The organism is Lactococcus sp. S64, from assembly GCF_016516525.1.
Taxonomy (GTDB): domain Bacteria; phylum Bacillota; class Bacilli; order Lactobacillales; family Streptococcaceae; genus Lactococcus; species Lactococcus lactis.
Map to the genome: position 1 here is coordinate 16,205 of NZ_JACVUQ010000006.1, position 25,654 is coordinate 41,858.

The following is a 25,654-nucleotide window of genomic DNA, read 5'->3' on the forward strand; positions in this document are numbered from 1 at the left end:
AATAATAAATCACTTTAGTAGCATCGTAAAATAAATCAGATTTTTTCTAAGTCTGAGTACTAGCTCGCATATTTAGCGCATATTGAGAGGATTTGAATTAAAAAGATAACGAAAATGCCCCTTGATTATGGTATAATTAGGTAAACATTTTATTTTATTTGTAATAATAAAGGAGAAATCTATGAATAAATTCGCAATTGTCCTAGCGGCTGGTAAGGGAACTCGTATGAAATCAGCACTTCCGAAGGTCTTACATCAAGTGGCTGGAAAATCAATGCTTGCTCATGTTCTTACAAGTGTTTCTGAAGTAGAAATTGCTAAAAATGTGGTGATTGTTGGTCATGAAGCGGATCGTGTGATTGCAACTTTACCTAAAGGGACTCAATTTGTGAAACAAGTTGAGCAATTGGGAACGGGGCATGCCGTTCGGATTGCTGCGGATTTATTGGCAAATGAAGATGGAGCAACTCTTGTTATTGCTGGTGATACACCATTAATTACTGGACAAACGTTAGAAGCACTTTTTGACTATCACTTTGCACAAAATGCAACAGCAACTATCTTGACAGCAATTGCACCAAATCCAACTGGATATGGACGAATTATTCGTGATGAAAATGGCTCAGTAGAAAAGATTGTTGAGCAAAAAGATGCGAATGATTTTGAAAAATCAATTACCGAAATTAATACTGGGACTTACATTTTTGATAATAAGTCACTTTTCAAAGCCTTGAATGAAATCACAACTGATAATGCCCAAGGAGAGTATTATTTAACGGATGTCATTGAAATTTTCAAAAAAGCTGGTCAAACGGTAGCGGCTCATATTCTTGATGATTTTGACGAAAGTTTAGGAGTTAATGACCGTGTTGCCCTTTCACAAGCTGAGTTGACGATGCGCAAACGAATTAATCATCAACATATGGTGAATGGTGTAACTCTTATTGACCCTGCGACAACTTATATTGACAGTGAAGTAACGATTGGTGAAGAAACTGTGATTGAAGCAAATGTAACAATAAAAGGAAATACCTTTATTGGTAAAAATGTTTTGATTACAAATGGTAGCCGTATTGAAAATTCAGAAATTCATTCAAATTGTGAAGTTCGTAATTCAACGGTTGAAGAAAGCAGAATGAGTGTTGGAAGTAATGTAGGACCCTATGCTCATTTGCGCCCCGGAACTGTTTTGAGCGAAGAAGTTCATGTTGGAAACTTTGTCGAAATTAAAGGTTCAACGCTTGGTAAAGGTACAAAAGCTGGTCACTTAACTTATATTGGAAATGCAACGGTTGGTGAGAAAGTGAACTTTGGTGCTGGAACAATTACAGCAAACTTTGATGGTAAAAATAAATTCAATACTGAAATTGATGACTTTGCCTTTATTGGTTCGAATTCAACAATTATTGCTCCATTGCATATCGGTAAAAATGCCTTAACAGCAGCAGGATCTGTTGTAACAGAAGATGTACCAGATGAAGCAGTCGAAATTGGACGTGGAAAACAAGTGAATAAACTTGGACGTGCTAAAAAAATGCCACATTATCGTGGTCAATAATTAACAAATAAAAGAAAGAGTTTCTCCTGAAGCTCTTTCCTTCGATTTTGATGAGAAAACTATTCTTTAAATTATTTTAAAAAGTTTTCGGAAGAAAGGACACAATGTTAAATTTTGATGATAAAAAATTTGAAGAAAAAACTTTAGCTAGAGAAGAAATTTTTAGTGGGAAGATTTTTCATGTTGTAAAAGATGTAGTTTCTTTGTATGATGGACAAGAGAGTTTTAGAGAGCTTGTTTTTCATAATGGAGGAACAGCGATTGCACCTGTTCACAACAATAAGATGATTTTAGTTGGTCAATATCGTAAAGCATTGGAAAAATTTATTTTTGAAATTCCGGCAGGAAAACTTGAAAAAGGTGAAGAAAAAGATCCCAAAGCTGCGGCCTTAAGAGAGCTCGAAGAAGAGACTGGATATCTGGCGCAAGATTTGACAGAAATTACAGCTTTTTATGGGACACCCGGTTTTTCATCAGAGAAAACATATGTCTATTTCTCATCAAATTTAACAAAAGTGGAACATCCAAAACCCGCTGATGACGGTGAGTTTTTGGAACAAATTGAAGTCACTTTAAGCGAAGCAAAAAAAATGATTGAACTTGAACAAATTGCGGATGCAAAAACAATTATGGCTATTTGGTATTGGGAAATGCAATATTTGAAAAAGGAGCTTGAAAATAATGCCTAAACCTCTTTTAACAGACGAAGTAATTGAACAAGCAAAACAGGATAAGAAAAATCTTGAACGCAGATTGCAAAGAGAGCTTGAAGAAGATACTGAAATCGCTGAAAAATACGATAGTATTGAGAAAAATTTAAGCAAAAATGCTGTTTATAAAAGTCGAAGAATTGAAAATGCCAAGGCTCAAAAACGTGGGAAAGCAATTAATAAATGGCTTTTCATCGTTACATTAATTGTTGTTCTATTGGCAGTAGCTTTCTTTTTGTACTACTTTTAGAGAGTAAAAAGATTAGAAAAAAGGTAAAAAAATGAAAATAGGAATTATTTGTGCGATGGATGAAGAAATTCGCATACTTGTTGAAAACTTAGAAAATGCAGAAAAACATACTCGTCATGGTTTAGTTTTTCATACAGGTTCAATTGGCCGGCATGAAGTGGTCCTTGTCCAATCTGGAATTGGTAAAGTGATGTCTGCTTTGGCAGTTGGTTTTTTGGTTGACATTTTTGATGTCGACGCCATTATCAATACTGGATCAGCGGGAGCAGTTGCTCAAGGTTTAGCAATTGGTGATGTTGTAGTTGCTGATAAACTTGCTTATCATGATGTTGATGTTACTGCTTTTGGTTATGCTTATGGCCAAATGGCTCAACAACCTTTATATTTTGAATCAAGTAAATATTTTGTTTCTGAATTGAAAAAAGTTTTAGAAAATGTGCATGTTGGATTGATTACTAGTTCGGATAGTTTTATCAGTAGCTCTAGTAAAATTGCTGAGATTAAAGAGCATTTTCCGGATGTTTTAGCCGTTGAAATGGAAGGGGCTTCTATTGCTCAAGCTGCAACAGCACTTGGAAAACCATTTGTAATTATTCGTGCGATGTCTGATACTGCTGACCATGATGCTAATGTTAATTTTGATAAATTTATTATTGAAGCAGGAAAAAAATCAGCTGAGGGCTTGAGTCGTTTACTCGAAGAAATGGTATAAAATTGGAATCTATCTTTTGATAGATTTTTCTTTTTATGAGAACAAAGAGGAAGTGAAATGGGAGAAATCAAGGATAAAAGGTTAGAACTCCTAATTGAGGAAGTTAATTTTTTTTTGAATAATGACCAATTGTTTGAGCACTGTTTAGCAGTGGCAAGGACGGCTGAGGCACTGACAGAAGAATTAACTGAAGACGTTCGCAAGCTTTTATAGCAGGACTTTTACATGATATTGGTGGAATTTATCCAAATGATCAAAGAGTAGAAAAAGCAGAAATTTTTAATATCGAATTACTAACAGAAGAGCGTGAATTTCCATTAATTATTCATCAGAAACTTTCTAAGTATTTGGCGAGTCAACATTTTAAAATTACTGACGAACAAGTTCTGTCAGCAATTGAATGTCATACTACTCTAAGAAAAAATTTTACAGAATTGGACTTGATTGTTTTTCTTGCTGACAAAATTAGCTGGGATGGTGGAGATAATGCGCCATTTAGGCAGGGATTACTGACAGCTCTGTCAGTAAATTTGCAAAGTGCGGCACTTTATTATATTAATTTCATTATTGCTGATGGATTGAAAGTTGCACATCCATGGCTTTTAGAAGCAAAGAAAGATTTAGAAAATCAGCTTTCCTAGCTGATTTTTTTGATAATTTAGATTATAATAGAAGAATGTAAAAAATAATAGAATATCATTATTCAAAATTGATAATGATTATTTTTATCGAAACTTTTGTCAGAAGTTTCGATTTATTGGGAGGTATTATGACAGTAACATCAGATTTCACACAAAAACTCTACGAAAATTTTGCAGAAAATACAAAATTGCGTGCGGTGGAAAATGCCGTGACTAAAAATGGTTTGCTTTCATCACTCGAAGTCCGTGGTTCACATGCAGCAAATTTGCCTGAGTTTTCAATTGACTTGACAAAAGACCCTGTAACGAATCAAAAACAATCTGGTCGTTGCTGGATGTTTGCTGCTTTGAACACTTTCCGTCATAAATTTATCAATGAATTTAAAACAGAGGATTTTGAGTTTTCACAAGCTTACACTTTCTTCTGGGATAAATATGAAAAATCAAACTGGTTCATGGAACAAATTATTGGTGATATTGAAATGGACGATCGTCGTTTGAAATTCCTTTTACAAACACCACAACAAGATGGCGGCCAATGGGATATGATGGTTGCAATTTTTGAAAAATATGGAATTGTTCCCAAAGCTGTTTATCCTGAATCACAAGCTTCAAGTAGCTCACGTGAATTGAATCAATACTTGAATAAACTACTCCGTCAAGATGCTGAAATTTTGCGTTATACAATTGAGCAAGGTGGAGATGTTAAAGCAGTTAAAGAAGAACTTTTGCAAGAAGTCTTTAATTTCCTTGCGGTAACTTTAGGTTTGCCACCACAAAATTTTGAATTTGCTTTTCGTAATAAAGATAATGAATACAAAAAATTTGTTGGTAGTCCAAAAGAATTTTACAATGAATATGTTGGAATTGATTTGAATAATTATGTGTCAGTAATCAATGCTCCAACTGCTGACAAACCTTATAATAAGAGCTACACAGTTGAGTTTCTTGGAAATGTTGTCGGTGGTAAAGAAGTGAAACATTTGAATGTTGAAATGGACCGCTTTAAAAAATTGGCCATTGCCCAAATGCAAGCTGGTGAAACAGTTTGGTTTGGTTGTGACGTGGGTCAAGAATCAAATCGTTCAGCAGGACTTTTGACAATGGATTCTTATGATTTCAAATCTTCATTGGATATTGAATTTACTCAAAGCAAAGCAGGACGTCTTGACTATGGTGAGTCGTTGATGACGCATGCCATGGTTTTAGCGGGTGTTGATTTAGATGCTGACGGAAATTCAACTAAATGGAAAGTTGAAAATTCATGGGGTAAAGATGCGGGTCAAAAAGGATATTTTGTTGCCTCTGATGAATGGATGGATGAATATACTTATCAAATTGTTGTCCGTAAAGACCTTTTAACTGAAGAAGAATTGGCTGCTTACGAAGAGAAACCTCAAGTACTTCTACCATGGGACCCAATGGGTGCTTTAGCTTAATTTGCAAACAAAGAACATTTAACTTTAGGTTAAATGTTTTTTTATTGACTTAAAGTTCACTTCAAGTGTTAAAATAAAAGAATGAATATAAAAAAAGCTGCTGAATTATCAGGGATAAAAACAGATAATATAAGGTATTATGAAAGAATTGGGCTGATTCCTAAAATTACACGGACAGAATCTGGAATAAGAAATTTTACAGAAGCTAATATTAGAACTTTGAAATTTGTCAAACACATGCGAGATGCAGGTGTGCAAGTTGAACCTTTGACCCGTTATATGGCATTAGTGAATGAGGGAAATCCCGAAACGAAAGAAGAAAGAATTGAAATTTTGAAGAACCAGGTTGAACAATTGAGAGCAGAAATTATTGAAAAGCAATCTGCCTTGGATTATTTGACATTCAAAATTGAAAATTATGATGAAGTGATGTTGCCAAATGAAATTAATTTGAACCAAAGTTCAAAAGAAACAATCAAGATTTAAATAGGAAAAGAATAAATGGAACTTCGATTATTAAAATATTTTTGGACAGTTGCAACTGCTGGAACAGTATCCAAAGCTGCTGAACAGTTATATATTACGCAGCCAACATTATCTAGACAAATTAAAGAACTTGAACGCGAACTAGATACACAACTTTTTATGCGTGATGGGAAAAAACTGATCTTAACTGAAGATGGACAATTTCTTAAAATTAAGGCTGAGGAAATTTTACAGCTGACCAGTAAAACAGTACAAGTTTTTGAAGACCGAAAAAATGCAGAATTATCTGGCCATCTGACGATTGGTGCTTTAGAAGGCTGGACAACTTCCAGTATCGCTAAAACGCTCCAAAGACTGACAAATAAATATCCGTCAATTACATTTACAATTTTGTCAGGAAATGCTGATGATATCAAATGGAAGATTGACAACGGACTAGTTGATGTTGGTTTTTTGTTAGAGCCAACATCAACTGAAAAATATAATGTTGAAAAAATTGGCTTTCCTGAACGTTGGATGATGCTCACTCAATCCGATTCAGAACTTGCAGAATTAGATGAAGTAAGTCCAGAAATATTTAAAAAGCAAAGAATATTAATTTCAGAACGACCAGAAGTTCGTCAATTTATAGCCGATTGGGCAGGCTGCCAAGTGAGTGATTTAGAAATTATTGGCGGCTTTAATCTCGGTTTTCATCTTTTTGAAATTGCTCATGCAGGAATTGGCGAAGCAGTTGTTACAGAAGGGGCGCTTATTCGAGATTACCCTGATTTAAAAGCTATTCCATTGAGTCCGGAAGTGAAAACTTTAAGTGTGCTTGCTTGGAAAAAAAATATTCCACTGACTCCTCTTACAAGAGCATTTATTAAGCAATATCTTCAAGATAATGAATAAAAAGTTACTGACAGAAATTAGAGCATATTTGTAAAGACTAAAGTGTCAACAGCTATTCTCAGACAGCTCTGTCAGTAACTTTTTTGTCAGTATTATGCTCGCAAAGCATAATACTAACTAAAATAAGCATTTCTAATCAGTGAATTTTTATTTTAAAATAAATCTATGAAAAATAAAAAAACATTTGGTCTTATCCTTTTTATTATTTTGTTTTCCTATTTCCTTATTTTAATGGATAACTCAATAATATTTACAAGTAGCTTAAAAATTTCTCAAGATTTAAAAATGAATGAATCAACTTTATCTTGGGTTTCTAATGCTTATACGATTACGTTTGGTGGTTTTCTTTTATTAGCAGGACGCCTGGGTGATTTATTAGGGCGAAAAATAATTTTCCTTCTTGGACTTTTCATTTTTGGATTTTCTAGTTTAGTTGTCGGTTTGTCAACTTCTTCAGAAATGATGATTATTGCCAGAGCAGTTCAAGGGATTGGTTCGGCTATTCTTGCTCCAACAAGTTTAGCTTTATTAATGGATACATATAAAGGGGATTTAAGAGTTAGAGCTATCTCATATTATGGAGCAACTGCGGGAATTGGCTCAAGTTTTGGACTTATTCTAGGTGGCTGGCTCACTTCGGCTCTTTCATGGCGTGTTGGCTTTTTATTAAATGTTCCTTTTAGTTTATTATTAATTATTCTAACTCTTGTTAATGTTCATCAAAGCGATATCAAAGCTAGCAAAATTGACTTTTTGGGAAGTTTTCTGTCAGTCCTTATCTCAGTCCTATTTGTTTTCGGAATTACGGTAAGTAATTTGTTCATCATTATCCTCTCATTCATTTTAATTATCTTATTTATACTTTGGGAAAAAAAGTTAACTTATGCATTAATTCCTTTAGAATTATTTAAAAATAAAGTACGGTCGGGTTCGTATGTTGCACGCTTTGCCTTTATGATGGCAATGTTGACTTACTGGTTTATTCTGCCACAGATTATGCAAAAAATGTATCATTTTTCACCATTGCAATCCGGACTTGCTTTTCTTCCTTTAACAATCGTAAATTTTATTGCGGCTCTTTTTCTTCCTAGATTAACTAGAGCATTAGGAAATAGTAAAGTAATGATCTTAGGACAAGTGATTTTACTGACTGGAATGATTTTGTCATTAGTTTCGCAACCAGAATGGGGATATTTCTATGCGATGATTTTTCAAATGATGATTATTGGATTAGGGCAAGGTTGGCTTCTTGCTCCGCTGACGGCAGCGGGAGTAGAAGAGGTCAGTCCAGAATTATCAGGAGCTGCATCAGGTTTGACAAATATGATGCATCAACTTGGAGGACCTGTTGGTTTATCTATTGTTGTGTTATTTAGCTCAAATATTGTTGACTTAAGTGCTTATTATCATTTGGTCATGGGATTCATCACCGCTTTTCTGTCAGTAGGCCTTCTTGTCTTAATTTTTACTAGACCAGACAATAATAAAAAATAAAAGGAGAAAAAATGCAAACAAAATTAACATTAAATGATGGCAATGTCATTCCCCAATTCGGTTTGGGACTTTATCAGCTTCCAGAAGGAACAGAAACGCAAAATATTGTAAAAACTGCCTTGGAATTAGGTTATCGTCATCTGGATACGGCACACGCTTATCAAAATGAAGCTTCTGTCGGTCAAGCAATTCAAGACTCAGAAATTTCAAATTCTGAAATCTGGATTACAAGCAAGCTTTGGCCTTCTGATTATGAGCAAGCGCCAGAAGCAATTGAGCGAATGCTAAAACGCCTAAAAGTTGAACAAATTGATTTACTCTTATTGCATCAACAGGTTGGAAATTATCGAAAAGCATGGATTGCTTTAGAAAATGCTGTAAAAGAGGGACAGGTGAAATCAATTGGAATTTCAAATTTTGATGGAGAAAGATTAGTTGATTTATTTAATTTTGCTGATATCAAACCGAGTGTCATTCAAGTAGAAACTCATCCTTATCATCAACAAGTAGAATTACAGGAATTTTTGAAACCTTATGGTACAAAAATTGAAAGTTGGTATCCTCTGGGACATGGCGATAAAAACTTACTTGAAGAAAAAATATTTAAAAAAATGGCTAAAAAATATAATAAAACAGTCGCACAAATCATTTTGCGTTGGCATATTCAAGAGGGAATTATTGTTTTTCCACGCTCAACGCAAAAAGAACATTTAGCAGAAAATATAAATATTTTTGATTTTGAATTATCCTGCTCCGAAATAAAAGAAATTCGTAAATTAAATAAAAAACAACCTTATTTTACGATGACCTATGAGGAGCAAGAAAAAAACTTTTTGTCATGGAAACTAGAAGACTAAAGCACAGATTCTCATGCTTTTATGCAAAAGTGATATACTTTAGAGAGATAGAACTTTTAAAACAAAAAATAAAATCAAGCCTAGATAGTCTTGATTTTTTCTATATTTCATTGAAAAAAGGAGAATGTGATGAAAAAAATTGCAATTATTGGTGGCGGAATAATCGGTATGACCTTAGCCAATTATTTAGATACTGATAAATTTGATATTAGTCTTTTTGATGATGAAAAAAATCAGGCAACTAAAGCAAGTGCTGGGATTATTTCTCCTTGGCTTTCTAAAAGAAGAAATAAAAAATGGTATCAATTGGCAAAAGATGGTGCAGCTTTTTTTGAAAAAATGAAAAATGATTTTGAGTTAACTGAAGATGTTTATGAAAAATGTGGCACTCTTTTTTTGCGACAAAAATTAGACTTAATTGAGTTAGAGAAGTTGGCAATTGAAAGAAAAAAAGAAGCTCCCGAGATGGGTGAGATTAAGAGACTTTCGGAGGAAGAAACTGTTGCTTTATTTCCATTATTAAAACCAAGAGAAAGTTTGTATCTTTCAGGAGGTGCAAGATTAGATGGAAAAGCTTACTTATCGTCATTAAAAAAGCGAGCTCAAAAAAGAGGGGTCAAATTTTATTCAGAGCGGGCAACAATTGCTCGAGCGTTAGATAAATGGCAAGTCATTCATGAAGGTGTGACGGAAGTGGTAGATGATTTAGTTTTATGCCCGGGGCCAGCTTTAAAAGAACTTTTGGAATCAATTGGCACACAAGTGGATGTCAAACCACAAAAAGGACAATTAATTTCATTTCAAACGGATTTTGAAACAAAAAATTGGCCAGTTTTATTTTTAGAAGGGGCTGCAGATATCATTCCTTTTCAAAATGGTCAAGTTCTTTTGGGAGCAACCCATGAAAATGAAGAGGGTTGGGATTTGTCAGAGAGTCAGGAAGCTTTTGAAAGCTTGACAGAGGGGGTCAAATCTTACTTATCGGATACAAAACTAATTGACTTTCCATATCAATATCGTGTGGGAACACGTGCTTATTCTTCAGATTTTTCGCCTTTTTTTGGTCCGCACCCTGACTTTTCTTCATTAGCTTTTGCCAGCGCTTTGGGGTCATCTGGATTAACTACTGGTCCTTATGTCGCCTATTTACTTGCCCAATATTTTAATCATCCAGAAATTTCTTGGGATAGTTCAAATTATCAAAAAGACATAAAAAATTATATTAATATAGAAAAAACGAGCAATTAAAAGGCTTATTATCACACAAAAAAATTATGTAAATCATTAGAAGAGGAACTTTTGGTGTTTTACATAATTTTTTTGTCAGATACATAATGAGCTAAAGTAACGAATTGAGTCAGGTTTTTTTGTCTAAAAATGATATAATGATTTCATGGAAAATACAGATTTGATTTACGGACTACATGCGGTCACGGAAGCTTTAAATGGAGACCTTGTCAACAAACTTTACGTTCAAGAAGATTTACGTGGTAAAAATGTTGAAAAAATAAAAGAATTAGCACGACTTAAAAAAGTTAATATTTCATGGACACCCAAAACAGAATTAAATAAATTAACAGAAAACGGTGTTCACCAAGGCTTTATGGCAAGAGTGTCCGAATTTGCTTATGCAGATTTAGAAAAGATTCTCCCAGCATTAGCCGAGAAATCTGATGCCACAATTTTAATTTTAGATGAGTTAACAGATCCTCATAATTTAGGGTCAATTGCTCGGACAGCTGATGCTACAGGAGTCGATGCAATTATTATTCCTAAACACCGAGCCGTTGGAATTACTCCAACGGCTGTCAAAGCTTCAACGGGTGCTTTACAACATGTCCCTATTGTCCGTGTTACTAATCTTTCTCAGACCTTGGATAAACTTAAAGCTGCTAATTTCTGGGTTTTTGGAACGGACATGGACGGCACAGTTTACAGTAAGTGGAATACCAAAGGTAAAGTTGCCTTGATTATCGGAAACGAAGGGCATGGAATTGGCCAAAATCTCAAAAAACAAGTTGATGAAATGATTACAATTCCAATGACAGGACACGTTCAAAGTTTAAATGCATCAGTAGCAGCAAGTATTTTGATGTACGAAATTTTTAGAAATCGACTATAAAAATTACTGATGAAAGCTTTAGCGCTTGGAATCATTAAAGCCCAAACTTATGATTAATCTGTCAGTAAATTCAAGAAATTATCAGCAAGTTGAAACAGCAGAAAGGATTATTATGACTTTTCAAATCATGACAGACTCAACAGCAGACCTGAGTCCGTATTATATTAAAAAACATCATCTTACAGTTTTGGGAATGACTGTAACTGTTGGAGAAGAAACTTATGAAACAATAGGTGAAGCCGCATTAGATAATTCCACGCTTCTTGCAGCAATAAAAAAAGGAGCTACTGTCCACACGTCCCAAATTAATTCTGGACAATTTTTAGAAGTTTTTAAAAAATTTGCATCTGCAGATGAAGAACTCCTTTACCTTGCTTTTTCGTCAGGACTTTCTGGGACTTATCAATCAGCTCTGATTGCTCAAGATATGGTTTTAGAAGAATTCCCTTCTGCAAAAATCACTGTTGTTGATACACTGGCAGCAGCTTCTGGAGAAGGTTTCCTTGTTGAAGAAACTGTAAAGTTGCGTGACTCTGGAAAAACACTGACAGAAACGCTTGAAGTTTTGTCAGATATTATTCCACGTTTACAAAGTCGCTTCATGGTTGACGACTTAAACCATTTGGCAAGAGGTGGAAGAATTCCTAAAGCTGTTGCTCTCGTTGGAACAATGGCAAATATCAAACCTCTTCTTGATGTTGACCCTGAGGGAAGACTTCGGCAAGTGACCAAAGTTCGAGGAAAGAAAAAAGCAATTAATCAACTCCTTGAAAAGAGTCTTGAAGAGATGGATACAGCCTATCCCCGCCTACTTATCTCTTATTCTGGAACAGATGAAATAGCACAAGAAATTAAAAAACAAGCTATGCAAAAAAAAGGGATTAGTGATGTCGATGTTCGTCCACTTAGTCCAACAATTGTAACTCATACAGGTGACGGGACAATCGCAATTTTTTCAATAAGTAGAAAAAGTAGAGAATAATTCAATAAAAAACGAAAAAAATCACAGCTAAACTCTTGTTTTACTGTGATTTTATGTTAAAATAATTAATGAGTGTAATTGTATACAAAATTATCTTTACACTTACCTAATTTATTAAAAAAATATGAATCGTGATGTGTGAGGGAAAGGAGTCGCTTTTATGGCCAAAAGTGGACTTTATACAGGCGTAGATATCGGGACAAACACAATAAAGGTGCTTGTTGCTGAATACGTCTCAGGTGAAATGAACATAATCGGTGTCGGAAATGCAAAATCCGATGGCCTTAAAAATGGAATTATTGTAGATATTGAGAAGGTGGCACAAGCATTGCGTAAAGCTGTAAATGCTGCCGAAGAACGCGCAGGAATCACGATTGATAGAATTAACGTGAGCATCCCAGCGAATTCCCTCGAAATGGAACCTTGCCAAGGAATGGTTCCTATTGTCAGTGATACTAAAGAAATCACGGATAACGATGTTATTCAAGTTGTTCAAAATGCTTTGATGCGTGGGATTGTTCCTGAAAGAGAAATTATTGCTGTTGAAACGAAAGAGTTTACAGTTGATGGATTTACAGGTATTTCAGACCCTCGTGGAATGTTTGGTGTACGTCTTGAGATTCGTGGGGTTGTTTACACTGGACCTAAAACTCTTGTTCATAATGTTCGCAAAGTTGTTGAACGCGCAGGATTGCTCGTTGACAATATTGTAATTGCTCCTTTGGCAATGGCACAATACGTGCTTACAGAAGGTGAACGTGAGTTTGGAACAATCATGGTTGATTTGGGTGCTGGACAAACAACAGTTAGCATAGTTAAAGAACAATCATTAAGATTTACACATACTAGCCCCGAAGGTGGCGATTATGTAACTAAAGATATTTCAACAGTTCTTAACACTTCTGTTTCTGCAGCGGAAGATTTGAAAGTCAACTATGGTGAAGCAAGTACAGAACGTGCTAGCCAAGATGAGTACTTCCTTGTTGATGTTGTAGGTAAAGAAGAACCAGAACAAATTACAGAATATTATCTTTCACAAATTATTGAAGCACGTATGACTCAAGTTTTTAATCGTGTACGTCAAGATTTGGAACACGGACATACTTCAGAAACTCCTGGAGGTTTGATTTTGGTCGGTGGAACAGCTGCAATGCCTGGTGTTGTTGATTTAGCAACAAAAATCTTAGGAATAAATGCTCGTCTTTTTGTTCCAGGTGAAATGGGATTACGTAATCCAGCATTTGCTCAAGTGATTAGTGTTGTTAATTACATTGGAAATCGTAGTGATATTGATATTTTAGTATCTCAAGCATTTTCTGGTGATTATGCTTATACGACGACAGAAGAAACTTATGTTGCTCCTGTTCCAACAATTACACCACAAGCAACAACAGTTGCTGACGTAGAAAATGATTTCTACGTTGAACCTCAGGCACGTCCAGTAGTAGCTCAAAAAGCTTCTGAGCCTGAAGAAGAAAAAGAAGGTCTCGTTGACCGTGCCAAAAATTTCTTTGGCAATCTCTTTGATTAATCTGAAAGTAAAAAACGGAGAAATAAAAACATGGAATTTTCATTTGATACAGACTTAACTTCTGGTGCTGTAATTAAAGTTATCGGTGTTGGTGGCGGTGGTGGTAATGCCATCAACCGTATGATTGAAGAAGGTGTTTCTGGCGTTGAATTTATCGCTGCAAATACTGATGTACAAGCATTGCGTAGCTCAAAAGCAGATACAGTTATTCAACTTGGGCCAAAATTGACTCGCGGTTTGGGTGCTGGTGCGCAACCTGAAGTTGGTAAACGCGCAGCTGAAGAATCAGCTGAAACAGTATCACAAGCCCTTGAAGGCTCAGATATGATTTTCATCACTGCTGGTATGGGTGGTGGAACTGGTACAGGTGCTGCACCAGTTATCGCACAAATTGCTAAAGAGCTTGGCGCTTTGACTGTGGGTGTTGTTACTCGTCCATTTGGTTTTGAAGGATCAAAACGTTCATACTTTGCAACTGAAGGAATTGAAGCTCTTCGTGCAAATGTTGATACACTTCTCATTATTTCAAACAATAACTTGCTTGAAATTGTTGATAAGAAAACTCCTTTAACTGAAGCTTTGCGTGAAGCTGATAATGTTTTACGTCAAGGTGTTCAAGGGGTAACTGACTTGATTACTAACCCAGGAATGATTAACCTTGACTTTGCCGATGTTAAAACAGTAATGGAAAACAAAGGTGATGCCCTTATGGGTATCGGTGTTGCGACTGGTGAAGAACGCGTTATTGAAGCAACTCGTAAAGCAATTTACTCACCACTTCTTGAGACTACAATCGAAGGCGCAGAAAATGTTCTTTTGAATGTTACTGGTGGTATGGATATGAGTTTGATTGAAGCACAAGATGCTTCAGAAATTGTTATCCAAGCAGCTGGTAATGATGTTAATATTATGTTGGGTACAGCAATTGACCCTAACCTTAAAGACGAAATCCGTGTAACAGTTGTTGCAACTGGTGTTGCTAAGGAAGATGCTGACGAAGCTTTGGGTTTGCAACCTGAACCACGTCGTCAACCTAACTTGACTCACAATTCTAATATGCAACATGCTCAAACAAGCCGTCCAATGCAAAGTCAACAACAAACGCAAGCGGCTCCGCAAGGGCAAAATCAATCTTCTGCATTTGGAGATTGGGATATTCGTCGTGAAACTTCAACACGTCAAAACGTAAGTAACACACGTGATACTTCTTCAGTAACAAGTTTCGGCGGAGTTCCAACAACAGATGAAGACCTTGACACACCACCATTCTTCCGTAAAAACTAACCAATGACGATTAAAGAGAATGTTAAAAGAATACTGAGTAATGTAGATGCGGCAAAGGCTGCGTCTTCTTATTCTAATCAGTCAGTTTCAGTCGTCGCTGTGACCAAATCTGTTGATGCTAATCTTGCACGTGAAGTTTTTGAAAATGGAGTTTCACATTTAGCGGAAAATCGAACAGAACTTTTTTTGGAAAAATACGAAGCTCTTAAGGATTTAGAAATTACTTGGCATTTGATTGGTAATTTACAAAGACGTAAGGTTAAACAAGTTATTAATTATGTTGATTATTTCCACGCTTTAGATTCTCTGAAATTAGCTCAGGAAATAAATAAACGTGCTGAACACACCATTAAATGTTTTATTGAACTTAACATTTCTGGCGAGGAAAGTAAACATGGATTTTCTGTCAATGAACTTATGGAAATATTACCTGAGTTTTCTGAATTGGAAAATATTGAGATTGTTGGTTTGATGACAATGGCTCCGTTTGATGCGACTGAAAGTGAATGTAATGACATTTTTGGACGAATGAAAAAATTACAAGTTGAAATATCCGAAATGAATCTTTCCAGAATTCCTTGTACTGAATTAAGTATGGGAATGAGCAGAGATTATGAGATTGCCATTAAAAATGGTGCAACTTTTGTTCGAATCGGTACAGAATTTTTTAAAAATCTATAAGTCTTAAGATTAACGTAAACAACGGAGGAAAATATGGCATTTAAAGATTGGATGAATAATCTACGTGATTATTTTGTAGAGGATGATGAAGAGTTCAATGAACCTGCACGTCCTGTGCAAGAATCTAGGCCAACGGTGGCATCTACGCCAAAACCAAAGGTTGAGGAACGCAAAGCACAGCCGGAATATCAGACTCGTCGTCCTGCACAATCAACTTCAAAAGCACAAACACAAACAGCAGCGCCAAAACGCGCTGGTTCAACATTCACAAAACCTATGCCTGAAAAAATCGTACAACAACAAACCGTTTCACAATCTCAATCAGTGGCTGCAACGGTTTCAACTATTGCAATTAAAGAACCACGTGCCTATGCAGACATCATGGAATCAGCACGCATCGTGAAAAACGGTGAATGTGTCCTTGTCAATTTTAAATTTATGGGTGACGCCCAAGCGCGTCGTTCAATTGACTTCATGACTGGGGTGGTCTTTACTCTTGATGGTGATATTCAAAATGTTGGTGGTCAAATTTTCTTGATGACTCCAGCAAATATCACAGTCGATGCAGCGAAAGAAATGTCTATCTTAGCTGGTCAAAATTTTGAAAGTTACGATATTTACTAATGCTTATTACACTTACAATAATAAATTGGCTTTTACGCTTACTTGATGTTTATTCAATTATTCTAGTTATTTACGCCTTAATGAGTTGGATACCAACTCTTTATGGAACTTGGTTTGGACGTATAATTGTTAAAGTTTCTCGTCCCTACTTAAGTTTATTTGAAAATTTACCTCTACAATTTTGGGGATTAGATTTTTCAATCGTTATTGCTTTTATTGTTTTGAAATTTATTCAAAGATTTATTGTTATTGTATTTAACGGAGTATTCTATTGATTACTGAAAATATCTATCAACACTTTCAAGAAAAGGAACGGCATTTTATTGATCGTTGTTTAGAATGGATAAATCGAGTAGAAGAATCTTATTCGGTGATAAGTACATTTTTTCTTAATCCCCGAGAAGTGGATATTTTAAAAACGCTGGCAAATAAGAGAAATGTTCAGATTTTTTCTAGTGAGGAACTAGCAAGAACGGAGTTAGTCAAAATAATTTTGGCGCCAGATTTTTATGTTCTTGACAGAGAAGACTTTGATATTTCTTTGCTTGAAATTAATTATGCTTCAAAATTTGTAGAACTTTCACATGCCCAAGTCCTTGGAACTTTTTTGGGACAGGCTGGTGTTAAACGGCAAGAATTGGGTGATATTATTGTTAGTGACAATAAAATTCAAGTTTTTGTCAGTAAACATCTTGTTGAGAGTTTTAAAGCAATAGAAAAAATTGGGCGAGCAGCAGTCAAAATTCAAGAAATTTCTTTGGGAAGCTTAGTTGAAGAAACAGATAAAGCTGTCAGAGAAGTTGTTCTTGTGGATAACTTAAGAGTTGATAAAATGATTGCAGTCGCTTTCAAAATTTCTCGCAATATTGCTACAAATATGTTAGAATCAAAGAAGGTTAAGGTTAATTACCTAGAAATTGATAAAAAAGATTTCTCTGTTGGTCTTGATGATTTGATTAGCGTTCGAGGTTTTGGGCGTATCAAAATATTAAGGATTTTAGATTTTACTAAAAAAGGAAAACAGAGAGTTGAAATAGAACTTATAAGAAATCGAAAAAAATAGATTCTAAGATGAAAATCAGATTTATAAGATTTTCTAAGGATAAAGAGGAGTGATTGATGACATTAAATAGTTTAGATGTTCAAAACAAAACTTTTAATCCACAATTTCGCGGCTTCAGTAAACATGAAGTTGATGAATTTTTGGATATCGTTGTTCGAGATTATGATGAATTCGCTCAAACAATCAAAGATCAAGAACGTGAATTAAAGGCATTACGCGAACGCGTGAAATATTTTGATGACATGAAAGATTCACTGAACAAGTCAATTGTTGTTGCTCAAGATGCTGCTGATAATCTTCGTGAACAAGCCAAAAGTGAAGCTGATACGCTTAGAATTAATTCTGAAAAAGAATCTGCTGATATTATTGCAAATGCAGGACAAAAGAGTTCTTTAATTATTGAAGCGGCTAAAAAAGAAGCTGGATTTATTTTGAATGCTGCTTCTGATGATGCGCGTAAATTAGTACGTGATACTGATGATTTGAAACGTAAAATGCGTCTCTATCACCAACGAATGACTTCAATTATTGAAAATCAACTTGCGTCTATTCAATCGGATGACTGGGCTGAAATCTTTAGACCTACTCAAGATTATGCAATCAATCCTGAAGAAAAATTGCAATCAATCATTGAAGAACATTTGGAAAATGCTGAATCTACTTTGGCAAAAACCCAAGCAATTAAACCTTTAACAGATGAAGATATTGCACAAGCAAATGAAACATCTGATGAAACAGAAACAGAAACAGAAACAGAAACAATTGTTTCAGAGGAAATTGTTGTTGAAACCGAAGTACCTGACGAAGTAAAAGAAGAAGTAGAAATTACTGACGAAGCTAATACTACTAATGATTCTAACGAAGAATCAGAAGTTGAAGCTCCAAAAGCAGATGATTCAGAAATTTTCCCAGAATTAGATTCAAAAGCACCAGCTGAAACAGCTGAGGTTGTTGAAAAAGATAATCAAGAAACAATTGATTTAAGCGAATTAAAAAATTAAAAATCAGACCAAGATAAGAAAAAATATAATTCAAGCAAGCGAGTGACGATGGAAGACTCGTATTCCCTATTTTTCTTATTATCAGCTGATTGGACTTCTAAAGTTACTGACAGAATTTATTTTCTCAAAGAATCTTTAGAAAAATCTTGGACTGAACTAAAAGTAAGTTCAAGCGTCTTGCACGTTACGCAAAAGAGTTTCTGTCAGTAAATTTAACTGACAGAAAAAATGAAGGTGGTACCACGGTTTTTCGTCCTTTGCGAAAAATCGTTTTTTTTTATTCAATAAAAACAAAATCGAAAGAAAGAAGAAAATATGAAAATCAAAGATACTTTGAATTTGGGGAAAACAGCTTTCCCAATGCGTGCAGGCTTGCCAAATAAAGAACCAAACTGGCAAAAAGACTGGGCAGATGCGACACTTTATGAGAAACGTCAAGAATTAAATGAAGGAAAACCCTCATTTATGCTTCATGATGGGCCTCCTTATGCGAACGGAAATATTCACCTCGGACACTCTTTGAACAAAATTTCAAAAGATATTATTGTTCGTTATAAATCAATGGCAGGATTTCGTGCTCCTTATGTTCCAGGTTGGGATACTCATGGTTTGCCAATTGAGCAACAACTTGCTAAAGCAGGCATGAAGCGTAAAGAAATGGATTTGCTTGATTATCTTGAGGAATGTCGTAAATACGCGATGAAACAAGTAGATATGCAACGTTCAGATTTCAAATCCCTTGGTGTTCTTGCTGATTGGGACCGTCCATATTTGACACTATTGCCTGAATATGAGGCAGCTCAAATTCGCGTTTTTGGTAAAATGGCTGAAAAAGGATATATCTATAAAGGACAAAAACCAATTTATTGGTCACCTTCATCAGAAAGTTCACTGGCTGAAGCTGAAATCGAATATCAAGATGTTCGTTCAGCATCAATTTTTGTGGCATTTAAAGCTAAAGATACTAAAGGTAAATTACCAGAAGATGTAGAATTTGTAATCTGGACAACAACACCATGGACAATTCCATCAAATTTGGGAATCTTTGCTCATCCTGACTATGATTATTCAGTTGTAGCAGTTAATGGTCGTAAATTTGTGATTGCCTCAGAAATGCTTGAAGCTGTTGCTGAAAAATTAGAATGGGAAAATCCAGAAGTCCTTCAAACGATTAAAGGTTCTGAATTAGAATATATGGTTGCAAAACATCCATTCTATGACCGTGAAACTTTAATCATGAATGCAGATTATGTTACTCTTGATTCTGGGACTGGCCTTGTCCACGTTGCCCCAGGACATGGTGAAGATGACTACTTTGCAAGTCGTAAGTATAAATTGCCTGTTCTTTCACCAATTGATAACCGTGGTTATTATACTGATGAAGCTCCTGGACTTGAAGGACTTTTCTACGATGAAGGAAATAAAGTTGTCAGTAAATGGCTAGAAGAAAAAGATGCTTTATTGAAACTCGAATTCTTCACTCACTCATATCCACATGACTGGCGTACTAAAAAACCAGTAATTTTCCGTGCAACACCACAATGGTTTGCTTCAATCGATGACTTCCGTCAAAATATTTTAGATGAAGTTGAAAGAGTAGATTGGGTAATTCCATGGGGTAAAACTCGTTTATTCAATATGGTTCGTGACCGTGGCGATTGGGTCATCTCACGTCAACGTGCTTGGGGAGTTCCATTACCAATTTTCTATGGTGAAAATGGAGAACCAATTATCACACCAGAAACAACTGAACATGTAGCCAAACTTTTTGCTGAATTTGGTTCAAAAGTTTGGTTTGAACGTGAAGCAAAAGACCTTTTACCAGAAGGATTCACTCATCCAGCTTCACCAAATGGTGAATTTACAAAAGAAAAAGATATCATGGACGTTTGGTTTGACTCAGGTTCTTCTTGGAATGGTGTCCTTAACGAACGTGACTACCTTAGCTTCCCTGCAGACCTTTATCTTGAAGGTTCAGACCAATACCGTGGTTGGTTTAATTCATCAATTACAACCTCAGTTGCGGTAAATGGCGTTGCACCATATAAAGCAGTTCTTTCACAAGGATTTGTTTTAGACGGTAAAGGACGTAAGATGTCTAAATCAATTGGAAATACAATCGTGCCAAAAGATGTCACTAAGAAATTTGGTGCTGACATTCTCCGTCTTTGGGTGGCATCAATTGATACTGAATCAGATGTTCGTGTGTCAATGGATATTCTCAGTCAAGTTTCTGAAGTTTACCGTAAAATCCGGAATACATTGCGTTTCTTAATCGCTAATACATCTGATTTTAATCCAAAAGAAGATGCAATTGATTTTGCAGAACTTCGTCCAGTAGACAAATATATGCTTGTGAAATTTAATGAACTTGTAAAACAAATTCGTACAGCTTATGATAACTATAGCTTTATGACTGTTTACAAATCAATCATTAATTTCATCACAAATGATTTGTCATCTTTCTATCTTGATTTTGCTAAAGATGTTGTTTATATTGAAGCAGCAAATTCACCAGAACGCCGCTCAATGCAAACAGTTATGTATGTTATTTTGAAAGATTTAGTGAAAATTCTTGTACCAATTTTGCCACACACGGCAGAAGAAACATGGACTTACTTGGAACATGAACCAGAAAATTTTGCTTATCTTGCAGAAATGCCAGAAGCAGCAGAAATTCCTGGAAGTGAAGAATTGTTAGGAAACTGGCAAGAATTTCTTGATTTCCGTGATAAGATTTTGAAAGCTTTGGAAAGTGCTCGTGAAGCAAAATTGATTGGTAAATCATTGGAAGCAACAGTAACTATTTATCCAAATGAAGTTGTGCGTACTTTATTGACGGCAATTGATGAAAATGTTGCTCAACTTTTGATTGTATCAAACTTTGTAGTTGCCAACGAACCAGTAAATAATGCCCCAGAGTCTGCAATGAAATTTGATGATCTTGCAGTTCTTGTTGAACATGCGGCTGGAGAAGTTTGTGATCGTTGCCGTAGAACAGATGAAACAGTTGGACACAATGCTAATGAACATCTCAAAATGCTTTGTGAACATTGTGCACATATCGTTGAAACAGAATTCCCTGAAATTCTTGAAGAAGGTTTTGAAGATTAATAAATAAAAAAAGTTACTGACAAAACTGTCAGTAACTTTTTATTTTAAAATTAATAATTACAATACCGCAAGCATTGATGCAAGTACGCTGAAAAGCGTAAGAACAACCATGATAATCACAACAACCATGGTTACTTTTTGGAAAGTACTTTTTTGTGGTTTTTTATATGCCATAAGTTCCTCAATAAAAATATTTTTAACTAATTGTAACAAGAAAAAGAAGACTTTTCAATTAGTTTGGGTCTTTCTCCTTATTATTTTCTTTTGGAGTCAAAAATTTAGCAAATGGATCTTCCTTTTTTTCAGGAGAAGGAACGCTTTTTTTGTCATCATCAGTCACTAAATCAACAGTTGAGACGCCTAAATCATCCATCATTTTATCAAAATCATCACGTTTTCTAAAAGTTAAGCCCATTGTGGTCTCCTTGAAATAAAATATTTTACAGTGCTCAAAAAGAGAAGAGCAATACTAGAACTATTTTACTACTTCATAGATAAAAAAGCTAGATATATGAAAAAACTTCTTGAAAAAATGCGATTAAAAGCTGATAAGACTTGCATTTCAAAACTATTTTAAGTATAATGATAAAGAACGGTAGTTTGCTTTATGCAGACTACCTATAATAAAACAAATTCCCCAAAGGAGACATTTTTAAAATGGCTAAAGAAGTATACGACCGTAGCAAACCACACGTTAATATTGGTACTATCGGACACGTTGACCATGGTAAAACTACCCTCTCAGCTGCAATCTCTAAAGTATTGTCTGACAAAGGTTACTCTAAAGCGACTGACTTCGCATCTATCGATGCTGCTCCAGAAGAACGCGAACGTGGTATCACAATCAACACTGCTCACATCGAGTACGAAACTGAAAAACGTCACTATGCCCACATCGACGCTCCAGGTCACGCGGACTACGTTAAAAATATGATCACTGGTGCTGCCCAAATGGACGGTGCAATCCTCGTTGTTGCTGCAACTGATGGACCAATGCCACAAACTCGTGAACACATCTTGCTTTCACGTCAAGTTGGTGTTAAATACCTTATCGTCTTCCTTAACAAGGCTGACCTTGTTGATGATGAAGAATTGATGGAACTCGTTGAAATGGAAGTTCGTGACCTCTTGAGCGAATACGACTTCCCAGGTGACGATATTCCTGTAATCGCTGGTTCAGCACTTGGTGCTTTGAACGGTGAACCACAATGGGTTGCTAAAGTTGAAGAATTGATGGACATCGTTGATGAATACATCCCAACTCCAGAACGCGACACTGACAAACCACTCCTTCTTCCAGTCGAAGACGTATTCTCTATCACTGGTCGTGGTACAGTTGCTTCAGGACGTATCGAACGTGGTACTGTTAAAGTTGGTGACGAAGTTGAAATCGTTGGTATCAAAGAAGAAACTAAAAAAGCTGTTGTTACTGGTATCGAAATGTTCCGTAAAACACTTACTGAAGGTCTTGCTGGTGATAACGTCGGTGCACTTCTCCGTGGTATTCAACGTGACGAAATCGAACGTGGTCAAGTTATTGCTAAACCAGGTTCAATCACTCCACACAAACTTTTCGAAGGTGAAGTTTACGTATTGAGCAAAGAAGAAGGCGGACGTCACACTCCATTCTTCGACAACTACCGTCCTCAATTCTACTTCCACACAACTGACGTTACTGGTTCAGTTAAACTTCCAGAAGGAACTGAAATGGTAATGCCTGGTGACAACGTGCATATCGACGTTGAATTGATCCACCCAGTTGCGATCGAACAAGGTACTACTTTCTCTATCCGTGAAGGTGGACGTACTGTTGGTTCAGGTATCGTTGCTGAAATCAAAGCTTAATTATAAATCTAAGCAAATTGGAGCTGTCATTTATGACAGTTCTTTTTTTTTTTAATTTTCTTAAAATAAAAACCCCCAAAAGGGGAGTTTTTTAAATTTCTGATTTTGTAAATAGACCGCGGTCAACAAGTGCATCCATTTGGAAGTAAAATTTATTTTGAATCATTTCACTCGCATTTTTAAAAATATCAACATTTCGTAAACCGGATTTATCAGTAACTGAAAGTTTAAAACCACTTAAATCTGGATTAACAATAATTTTTAATAAAAATCCTTCGTTTGAATTTGGAACTTCTTCAAGAAGTCTTTTAAATTCAAAATTACCAATTTTAGTTTGAATAAAAGTTGTATCTTTTAAAGTGAATTTTTTAACAGTAGGCGCAAGTTGATAAACATATTTGCTACCTTCCAAATGTTTTTCGGTGATAAATGCCATTGTGAGTCTCCTAAATAAATTGTTTATTTTTTTAAAATAGAACTAAGTTTTTCAACGAAGAGATTAACTTCATCAATTGTATTCATTTCTGAAAAAGAAATACGTATGTTTTCTTTTAGTTTTTCAGAATTTTTCCCGTAAACAGCTTCAAGAACATGGGAAGGTTCGATTGTACCGGCTGTACAAGCAGAACCAGTTGAGATTGCGAAACCAGCTAAATCGAGTTTGGTCAAGAGCAAATCATGATTTTCATTCGGAAAAGCAAGATTTAGAACATGAGGCATACTTGGACCAAAATTATTTTTATAAAATGAAATCTTTTGTTCTTCTAGTTTAGTTAGTAAAGTTTCATTAAGTTTTTCAACTGCTTGATAATTTGATTCAATATTTTCAAGGGCAAGTTCTAAGGCTTTAGCTAAACCAACAAGAGAATGGAGATTTTCTGTACCAGCCCGTCTTTTTTCTTCTTGTTCTCCTCCATGAATCAAAGCATCAAAATGTAGCTTTTCGTTATAGTACAAGAAGCCGACCCCTTTTGGTCCATGAAATTTGTGCGCTGATGCTGAGAGGAAATCAGCCGAAACATCCAGAGGATGCACTGAAATTTTTCCCATTACTTGAGTAGCATCAACATGAAAAACGGCTTGATGTTGCTTCAAGAGCTCTCCGACTTCCTTTACTGGAAGAAGTTGGCCTGTTTCATTATTAGCCCACATCATGCTGACTAAAATTGTATCAGGACGCAAGTTGTCTTCTATAAGTGAAGCTGGGAATGTTCCGTCTGCTTTTGGTTTTACAAAGCTAACATCAAATCCATAACGCTCATGAAGATATTGAACAGTATTTAGAACAGAAGGATGTTCAATAGCTGTTGTGATGATATGATTTCCTTTATCTTTATTAGCCAGTGCATAACCAATTAAGGCTTGGTTATTAGCTTCGCTAGCACCAGAAGTAAAAATGATATTGCGACTTGGAACTTCTAGAGCATTTGCCACAGTTTCACGGGCTTTACGAACAATCTGACTTGAAGCACGTCCGAGACTGTGAATACTAGAGGGGTTTCCAAAATTAGCGGATAAACTTTCTGAGATTGCGGTGATAACATCAGGAAGTAGAGGTGTTGTAGCAGCGTTATCTAAATATATAATTTGATTTTCCTACCTTTCATAGTAATTGCTGGATATTTTATAAGGAAATGATTTAATTCCATCAGGATTAAAAGTCCCCTTATCTGTAAGCTCTATTTTACCATTTTTTTATTCTTTTTATATGAAAAGCAATGAGATTATTCTTTAAATATCTTATAATCTTATTCAGATCAATTAATGTGATTTATTGATGGTATATTTCTAATAATAATTATATAATATTCTTAGGGAGGTTTTATTATGGTTGAAGAATATAAAAATATCTTAGTTGCAGTAGATGGTTCAGAACAAGCTTATGATGCCCTTCGTGAAGCGGTTGACACAGCAAAATTAAATCATTCACATCTTAAAATATTGTATGTTTTAAATGATAAGTTAGCAAATATTCCAGTGCATTTAGACACAATGACTTTGTATAAAAGTGTACAAGAGCATTCTGATTATGTTGTAGAGCAAGTTCAAGAATATCTTAAAGGCACAGAAGTTGATTTTGAGATTGTACGTTTAACTGGCAGCCCTAAAAGAGAAATTATTAATTATGCAAACGAAAATAATATCGATTTAGTTGTAATTGGGTCAACTGGTCTTGATGCGATTGATCGTTTTATCATTGGTTCAACAACACAGTATATTGTTAACCATGCCTCTTGCAACGTAATGGTTATTAAATAAAGAAAAGTAAAAGTCGTCAATTGAGATGACTTTTATTTTATAAATTAATATATCAAAAATAAAAATACCAACTTAGTGTTGGTATTTTTCAATTGCTTAAAGTGTTT

The 25,654-nt window shown here is 35.3% G+C and carries 26 protein-coding genes and 1 pseudogene; 23 read left to right on the plus strand and 4 right to left on the minus strand.

What is annotated here, in order from left to right; genetic code table 11:
* Nucleotides 1-181 precede the first annotated feature (181 nt).
* From glmU to ileS, 21 genes and pseudogenes are all read left to right on the plus strand, one after another.
* Nucleotides 182-1,558 carry a bifunctional UDP-N-acetylglucosamine diphosphorylase/glucosamine-1-phosphate N-acetyltransferase GlmU gene (glmU, locus tag IAE51_RS07820; RefSeq protein ID WP_003130798.1) on the plus strand — a complete coding sequence of 459 codons (1,377 nt, stop codon included), beginning with the start codon at nucleotides 182-184 and terminating at the stop codon, nucleotides 1,556-1,558.
* Between the two features lie 104 nt (nucleotides 1,559-1,662).
* Complete coding sequence (locus IAE51_RS07825; RefSeq protein WP_033899834.1) at nucleotides 1,663-2,247, plus strand: NUDIX hydrolase; 585 nt, start codon at nucleotides 1,663-1,665, stop codon at nucleotides 2,245-2,247.
* Complete coding sequence (macP, locus tag IAE51_RS07830; RefSeq protein WP_003130796.1) at nucleotides 2,240-2,518, plus strand: cell wall synthase accessory phosphoprotein MacP; 279 nt, start codon at nucleotides 2,240-2,242, stop codon at nucleotides 2,516-2,518. The genes IAE51_RS07825 and macP overlap by 8 nt, the downstream gene beginning before the upstream one ends.
* Nucleotides 2,519-2,549: 31 nt before the next feature.
* Nucleotides 2,550-3,230 (plus strand): 5'-methylthioadenosine/adenosylhomocysteine nucleosidase, encoded by a 681-nt coding sequence (locus IAE51_RS07835; RefSeq protein ID WP_200095118.1) that lies wholly within the window; start codon nucleotides 2,550-2,552, stop codon nucleotides 3,228-3,230.
* A gap of 57 nt (nucleotides 3,231-3,287) precedes the next feature.
* Nucleotides 3,288-3,871: pseudogene (gene yqeK / locus IAE51_RS12225) on the plus strand (bis(5'-nucleosyl)-tetraphosphatase (symmetrical) YqeK).
* Nucleotides 3,872-3,999: 128 nt separating this feature from the next.
* Entirely contained in the window at nucleotides 4,000-5,310 is a 1,311-nt protein-coding gene (gene pepC, locus IAE51_RS07845; RefSeq protein ID WP_021722575.1) for an aminopeptidase C, read from the plus strand.
* Between the two features lie 81 nt (nucleotides 5,311-5,391).
* Nucleotides 5,392-5,796 (plus strand): MerR family transcriptional regulator, encoded by a 405-nt coding sequence (locus IAE51_RS07850; RefSeq protein ID WP_058203449.1) that lies wholly within the window; start codon nucleotides 5,392-5,394, stop codon nucleotides 5,794-5,796.
* 15 nt (nucleotides 5,797-5,811) lie between these two features.
* The gene (locus IAE51_RS07855) at nucleotides 5,812-6,690 is read left to right on the plus strand and encodes a LysR family transcriptional regulator (RefSeq protein WP_200095120.1); all 879 of its coding nucleotides are present in this window, start codon (nucleotides 5,812-5,814) and stop codon (nucleotides 6,688-6,690) included.
* A 165-nt stretch (nucleotides 6,691-6,855) separates the two neighbouring features.
* Nucleotides 6,856-8,184, plus strand: coding sequence for an MFS transporter (locus IAE51_RS07860; protein WP_057720510.1), 1,329 nt, complete (start codon nucleotides 6,856-6,858; stop codon nucleotides 8,182-8,184).
* A gap of 11 nt (nucleotides 8,185-8,195) precedes the next feature.
* Nucleotides 8,196-9,041: an aldo/keto reductase gene (locus IAE51_RS07865; protein ID WP_058204006.1), complete on the plus strand. Its 846-nt coding sequence runs from the start codon at nucleotides 8,196-8,198 to the stop codon at nucleotides 9,039-9,041.
* 129 nt (nucleotides 9,042-9,170) lie between these two features.
* Entirely contained in the window at nucleotides 9,171-10,289 is a 1,119-nt protein-coding gene (locus IAE51_RS07870; protein ID WP_200095122.1) for an FAD-binding oxidoreductase, read from the plus strand.
* A 145-nt stretch (nucleotides 10,290-10,434) separates the two neighbouring features.
* On the plus strand, nucleotides 10,435-11,163 hold the full coding sequence (gene rlmB / locus IAE51_RS07875) for a 23S rRNA (guanosine(2251)-2'-O)-methyltransferase RlmB (protein ID WP_012898430.1): 729 nt from the start codon (nucleotides 10,435-10,437) through the stop codon (nucleotides 11,161-11,163).
* A gap of 112 nt (nucleotides 11,164-11,275) precedes the next feature.
* Entirely contained in the window at nucleotides 11,276-12,145 is an 870-nt protein-coding gene (locus tag IAE51_RS07880; RefSeq protein WP_058203592.1) for a DegV family protein, read from the plus strand.
* A gap of 160 nt (nucleotides 12,146-12,305) precedes the next feature.
* The gene (ftsA, locus tag IAE51_RS07885) at nucleotides 12,306-13,676 is read left to right on the plus strand and encodes a cell division protein FtsA (protein WP_003132393.1); all 1,371 of its coding nucleotides are present in this window, start codon (nucleotides 12,306-12,308) and stop codon (nucleotides 13,674-13,676) included.
* A 30-nt stretch (nucleotides 13,677-13,706) separates the two neighbouring features.
* On the plus strand, nucleotides 13,707-14,960 hold the full coding sequence (ftsZ, locus tag IAE51_RS07890; RefSeq protein ID WP_003132392.1) for a cell division protein FtsZ: 1,254 nt from the start codon (nucleotides 13,707-13,709) through the stop codon (nucleotides 14,958-14,960).
* 3 nt (nucleotides 14,961-14,963) lie between these two features.
* On the plus strand, nucleotides 14,964-15,641 hold the full coding sequence (locus tag IAE51_RS07895; RefSeq protein WP_003132391.1) for a YggS family pyridoxal phosphate-dependent enzyme: 678 nt from the start codon (nucleotides 14,964-14,966) through the stop codon (nucleotides 15,639-15,641).
* Between the two features lie 33 nt (nucleotides 15,642-15,674).
* Entirely contained in the window at nucleotides 15,675-16,265 is a 591-nt protein-coding gene (locus tag IAE51_RS07900; RefSeq protein WP_003132390.1) for a cell division protein SepF, read from the plus strand.
* Nucleotides 16,265-16,540, plus strand: coding sequence for a YggT family protein (locus IAE51_RS07905; protein WP_010906174.1), 276 nt, complete (start codon nucleotides 16,265-16,267; stop codon nucleotides 16,538-16,540). Before IAE51_RS07900 ends, IAE51_RS07905 begins: the two co-directional genes overlap by 1 nt.
* A complete protein-coding gene (locus IAE51_RS07910; protein WP_058206360.1) occupies nucleotides 16,537-17,328 on the plus strand; it encodes an RNA-binding protein in 792 nt (263 codons plus the stop codon). The genes IAE51_RS07905 and IAE51_RS07910 overlap by 4 nt, the downstream gene beginning before the upstream one ends.
* A gap of 56 nt (nucleotides 17,329-17,384) precedes the next feature.
* Nucleotides 17,385-18,329, plus strand: coding sequence for a DivIVA domain-containing protein (locus tag IAE51_RS07915; RefSeq protein WP_195229223.1), 945 nt, complete (start codon nucleotides 17,385-17,387; stop codon nucleotides 18,327-18,329).
* Between the two features lie 315 nt (nucleotides 18,330-18,644).
* Nucleotides 18,645-21,443, plus strand: a complete 2,799-nt coding sequence (gene ileS / locus IAE51_RS07920; RefSeq protein WP_003132382.1) for an isoleucine--tRNA ligase — start codon at nucleotides 18,645-18,647, stop codon at nucleotides 21,441-21,443.
* A gap of 57 nt (nucleotides 21,444-21,500) precedes the next feature.
* On the opposite strand, the gene IAE51_RS07925 is transcribed toward ileS, so the two are convergent.
* Together IAE51_RS07925 and IAE51_RS07930 are read right to left on the minus strand one after the other, a co-directional pair.
* Nucleotides 21,501-21,617 carry a DUF4044 domain-containing protein gene (locus IAE51_RS07925; RefSeq protein ID WP_014570713.1) on the minus strand — a complete coding sequence of 39 codons (117 nt, stop codon included), beginning with the start codon at nucleotides 21,615-21,617 and terminating at the stop codon, nucleotides 21,501-21,503.
* Nucleotides 21,618-21,675: 58 nt separating this feature from the next.
* Nucleotides 21,676-21,858, minus strand: coding sequence for an SPJ_0845 family protein (locus IAE51_RS07930; protein ID WP_003132378.1), 183 nt, complete (start codon nucleotides 21,856-21,858; stop codon nucleotides 21,676-21,678).
* 242 nt (nucleotides 21,859-22,100) lie between these two features.
* Here IAE51_RS07930 and tuf point away from each other — a divergent pair, with 242 nt between their 5' ends.
* Nucleotides 22,101-23,288 (plus strand): elongation factor Tu, encoded by a 1,188-nt coding sequence (gene tuf / locus IAE51_RS07935; RefSeq protein WP_003132374.1) that lies wholly within the window; start codon nucleotides 22,101-22,103, stop codon nucleotides 23,286-23,288.
* 91 nt (nucleotides 23,289-23,379) lie between these two features.
* Here the strand turns inward: tuf and IAE51_RS07940 are convergent, their stop codons facing one another.
* Nucleotides 23,380-23,724, minus strand: coding sequence for a DUF1831 domain-containing protein (locus IAE51_RS07940; RefSeq protein ID WP_200095124.1), 345 nt, complete (start codon nucleotides 23,722-23,724; stop codon nucleotides 23,380-23,382).
* A 23-nt stretch (nucleotides 23,725-23,747) separates the two neighbouring features.
* Nucleotides 23,748-24,875 (minus strand): cysteine desulfurase family protein, encoded by a 1,128-nt coding sequence (locus tag IAE51_RS07945; protein WP_058211614.1) that lies wholly within the window; start codon nucleotides 24,873-24,875, stop codon nucleotides 23,748-23,750.
* 240 nt (nucleotides 24,876-25,115) lie between these two features.
* On the opposite strand from IAE51_RS07945, the gene IAE51_RS07950 reads away from it, so the two are divergent.
* A complete protein-coding gene (locus IAE51_RS07950; RefSeq protein ID WP_010906170.1) occupies nucleotides 25,116-25,547 on the plus strand; it encodes a universal stress protein in 432 nt (143 codons plus the stop codon).
* Nucleotides 25,548-25,654: the final 107 nt, after the last annotated feature.

Coding starts and splice junctions, on each gene's coding strand:
- glmU (WP_003130798.1), top strand. CDS start 182: ATGAATAAATTCGCAATTGTCCTAGCGGCTGGTAAGGGAACTCGTATG.
- IAE51_RS07825 (WP_033899834.1), top strand. CDS start 1,663: ATGTTAAATTTTGATGATAAAAAATTTGAAGAAAAAACTTTAGCTAGA.
- macP (WP_003130796.1), top strand. CDS start 2,240: ATGCCTAAACCTCTTTTAACAGACGAAGTAATTGAACAAGCAAAACAG.
- IAE51_RS07835 (WP_200095118.1), top strand. CDS start 2,550: ATGAAAATAGGAATTATTTGTGCGATGGATGAAGAAATTCGCATACTT.
- pepC (WP_021722575.1), top strand. CDS start 4,000: ATGACAGTAACATCAGATTTCACACAAAAACTCTACGAAAATTTTGCA.
- IAE51_RS07850 (WP_058203449.1), top strand. CDS start 5,392: ATGAATATAAAAAAAGCTGCTGAATTATCAGGGATAAAAACAGATAAT.
- IAE51_RS07855 (WP_200095120.1), top strand. CDS start 5,812: ATGGAACTTCGATTATTAAAATATTTTTGGACAGTTGCAACTGCTGGA.
- IAE51_RS07860 (WP_057720510.1), top strand. CDS start 6,856: ATGAAAAATAAAAAAACATTTGGTCTTATCCTTTTTATTATTTTGTTT.
- IAE51_RS07865 (WP_058204006.1), top strand. CDS start 8,196: ATGCAAACAAAATTAACATTAAATGATGGCAATGTCATTCCCCAATTC.
- IAE51_RS07870 (WP_200095122.1), top strand. CDS start 9,171: ATGAAAAAAATTGCAATTATTGGTGGCGGAATAATCGGTATGACCTTA.
- rlmB (WP_012898430.1), top strand. CDS start 10,435: ATGGAAAATACAGATTTGATTTACGGACTACATGCGGTCACGGAAGCT.
- IAE51_RS07880 (WP_058203592.1), top strand. CDS start 11,276: ATGACTTTTCAAATCATGACAGACTCAACAGCAGACCTGAGTCCGTAT.
- ftsA (WP_003132393.1), top strand. CDS start 12,306: ATGGCCAAAAGTGGACTTTATACAGGCGTAGATATCGGGACAAACACA.
- ftsZ (WP_003132392.1), top strand. CDS start 13,707: ATGGAATTTTCATTTGATACAGACTTAACTTCTGGTGCTGTAATTAAA.
- IAE51_RS07895 (WP_003132391.1), top strand. CDS start 14,964: ATGACGATTAAAGAGAATGTTAAAAGAATACTGAGTAATGTAGATGCG.
- IAE51_RS07900 (WP_003132390.1), top strand. CDS start 15,675: ATGGCATTTAAAGATTGGATGAATAATCTACGTGATTATTTTGTAGAG.
- IAE51_RS07905 (WP_010906174.1), top strand. CDS start 16,265: ATGCTTATTACACTTACAATAATAAATTGGCTTTTACGCTTACTTGAT.
- IAE51_RS07915 (WP_195229223.1), top strand. CDS start 17,385: ATGACATTAAATAGTTTAGATGTTCAAAACAAAACTTTTAATCCACAA.
- ileS (WP_003132382.1), top strand. CDS start 18,645: ATGAAAATCAAAGATACTTTGAATTTGGGGAAAACAGCTTTCCCAATG.
- IAE51_RS07925 (WP_014570713.1), bottom strand. CDS start 21,617: ATGGCATATAAAAAACCACAAAAAAGTACTTTCCAAAAAGTAACCATG.
- IAE51_RS07930 (WP_003132378.1), bottom strand. CDS start 21,858: ATGGGCTTAACTTTTAGAAAACGTGATGATTTTGATAAAATGATGGAT.
- tuf (WP_003132374.1), top strand. CDS start 22,101: ATGGCTAAAGAAGTATACGACCGTAGCAAACCACACGTTAATATTGGT.
- IAE51_RS07940 (WP_200095124.1), bottom strand. CDS start 23,724: ATGGCATTTATCACCGAAAAACATTTGGAAGGTAGCAAATATGTTTAT.
- IAE51_RS07950 (WP_010906170.1), top strand. CDS start 25,116: ATGGTTGAAGAATATAAAAATATCTTAGTTGCAGTAGATGGTTCAGAA.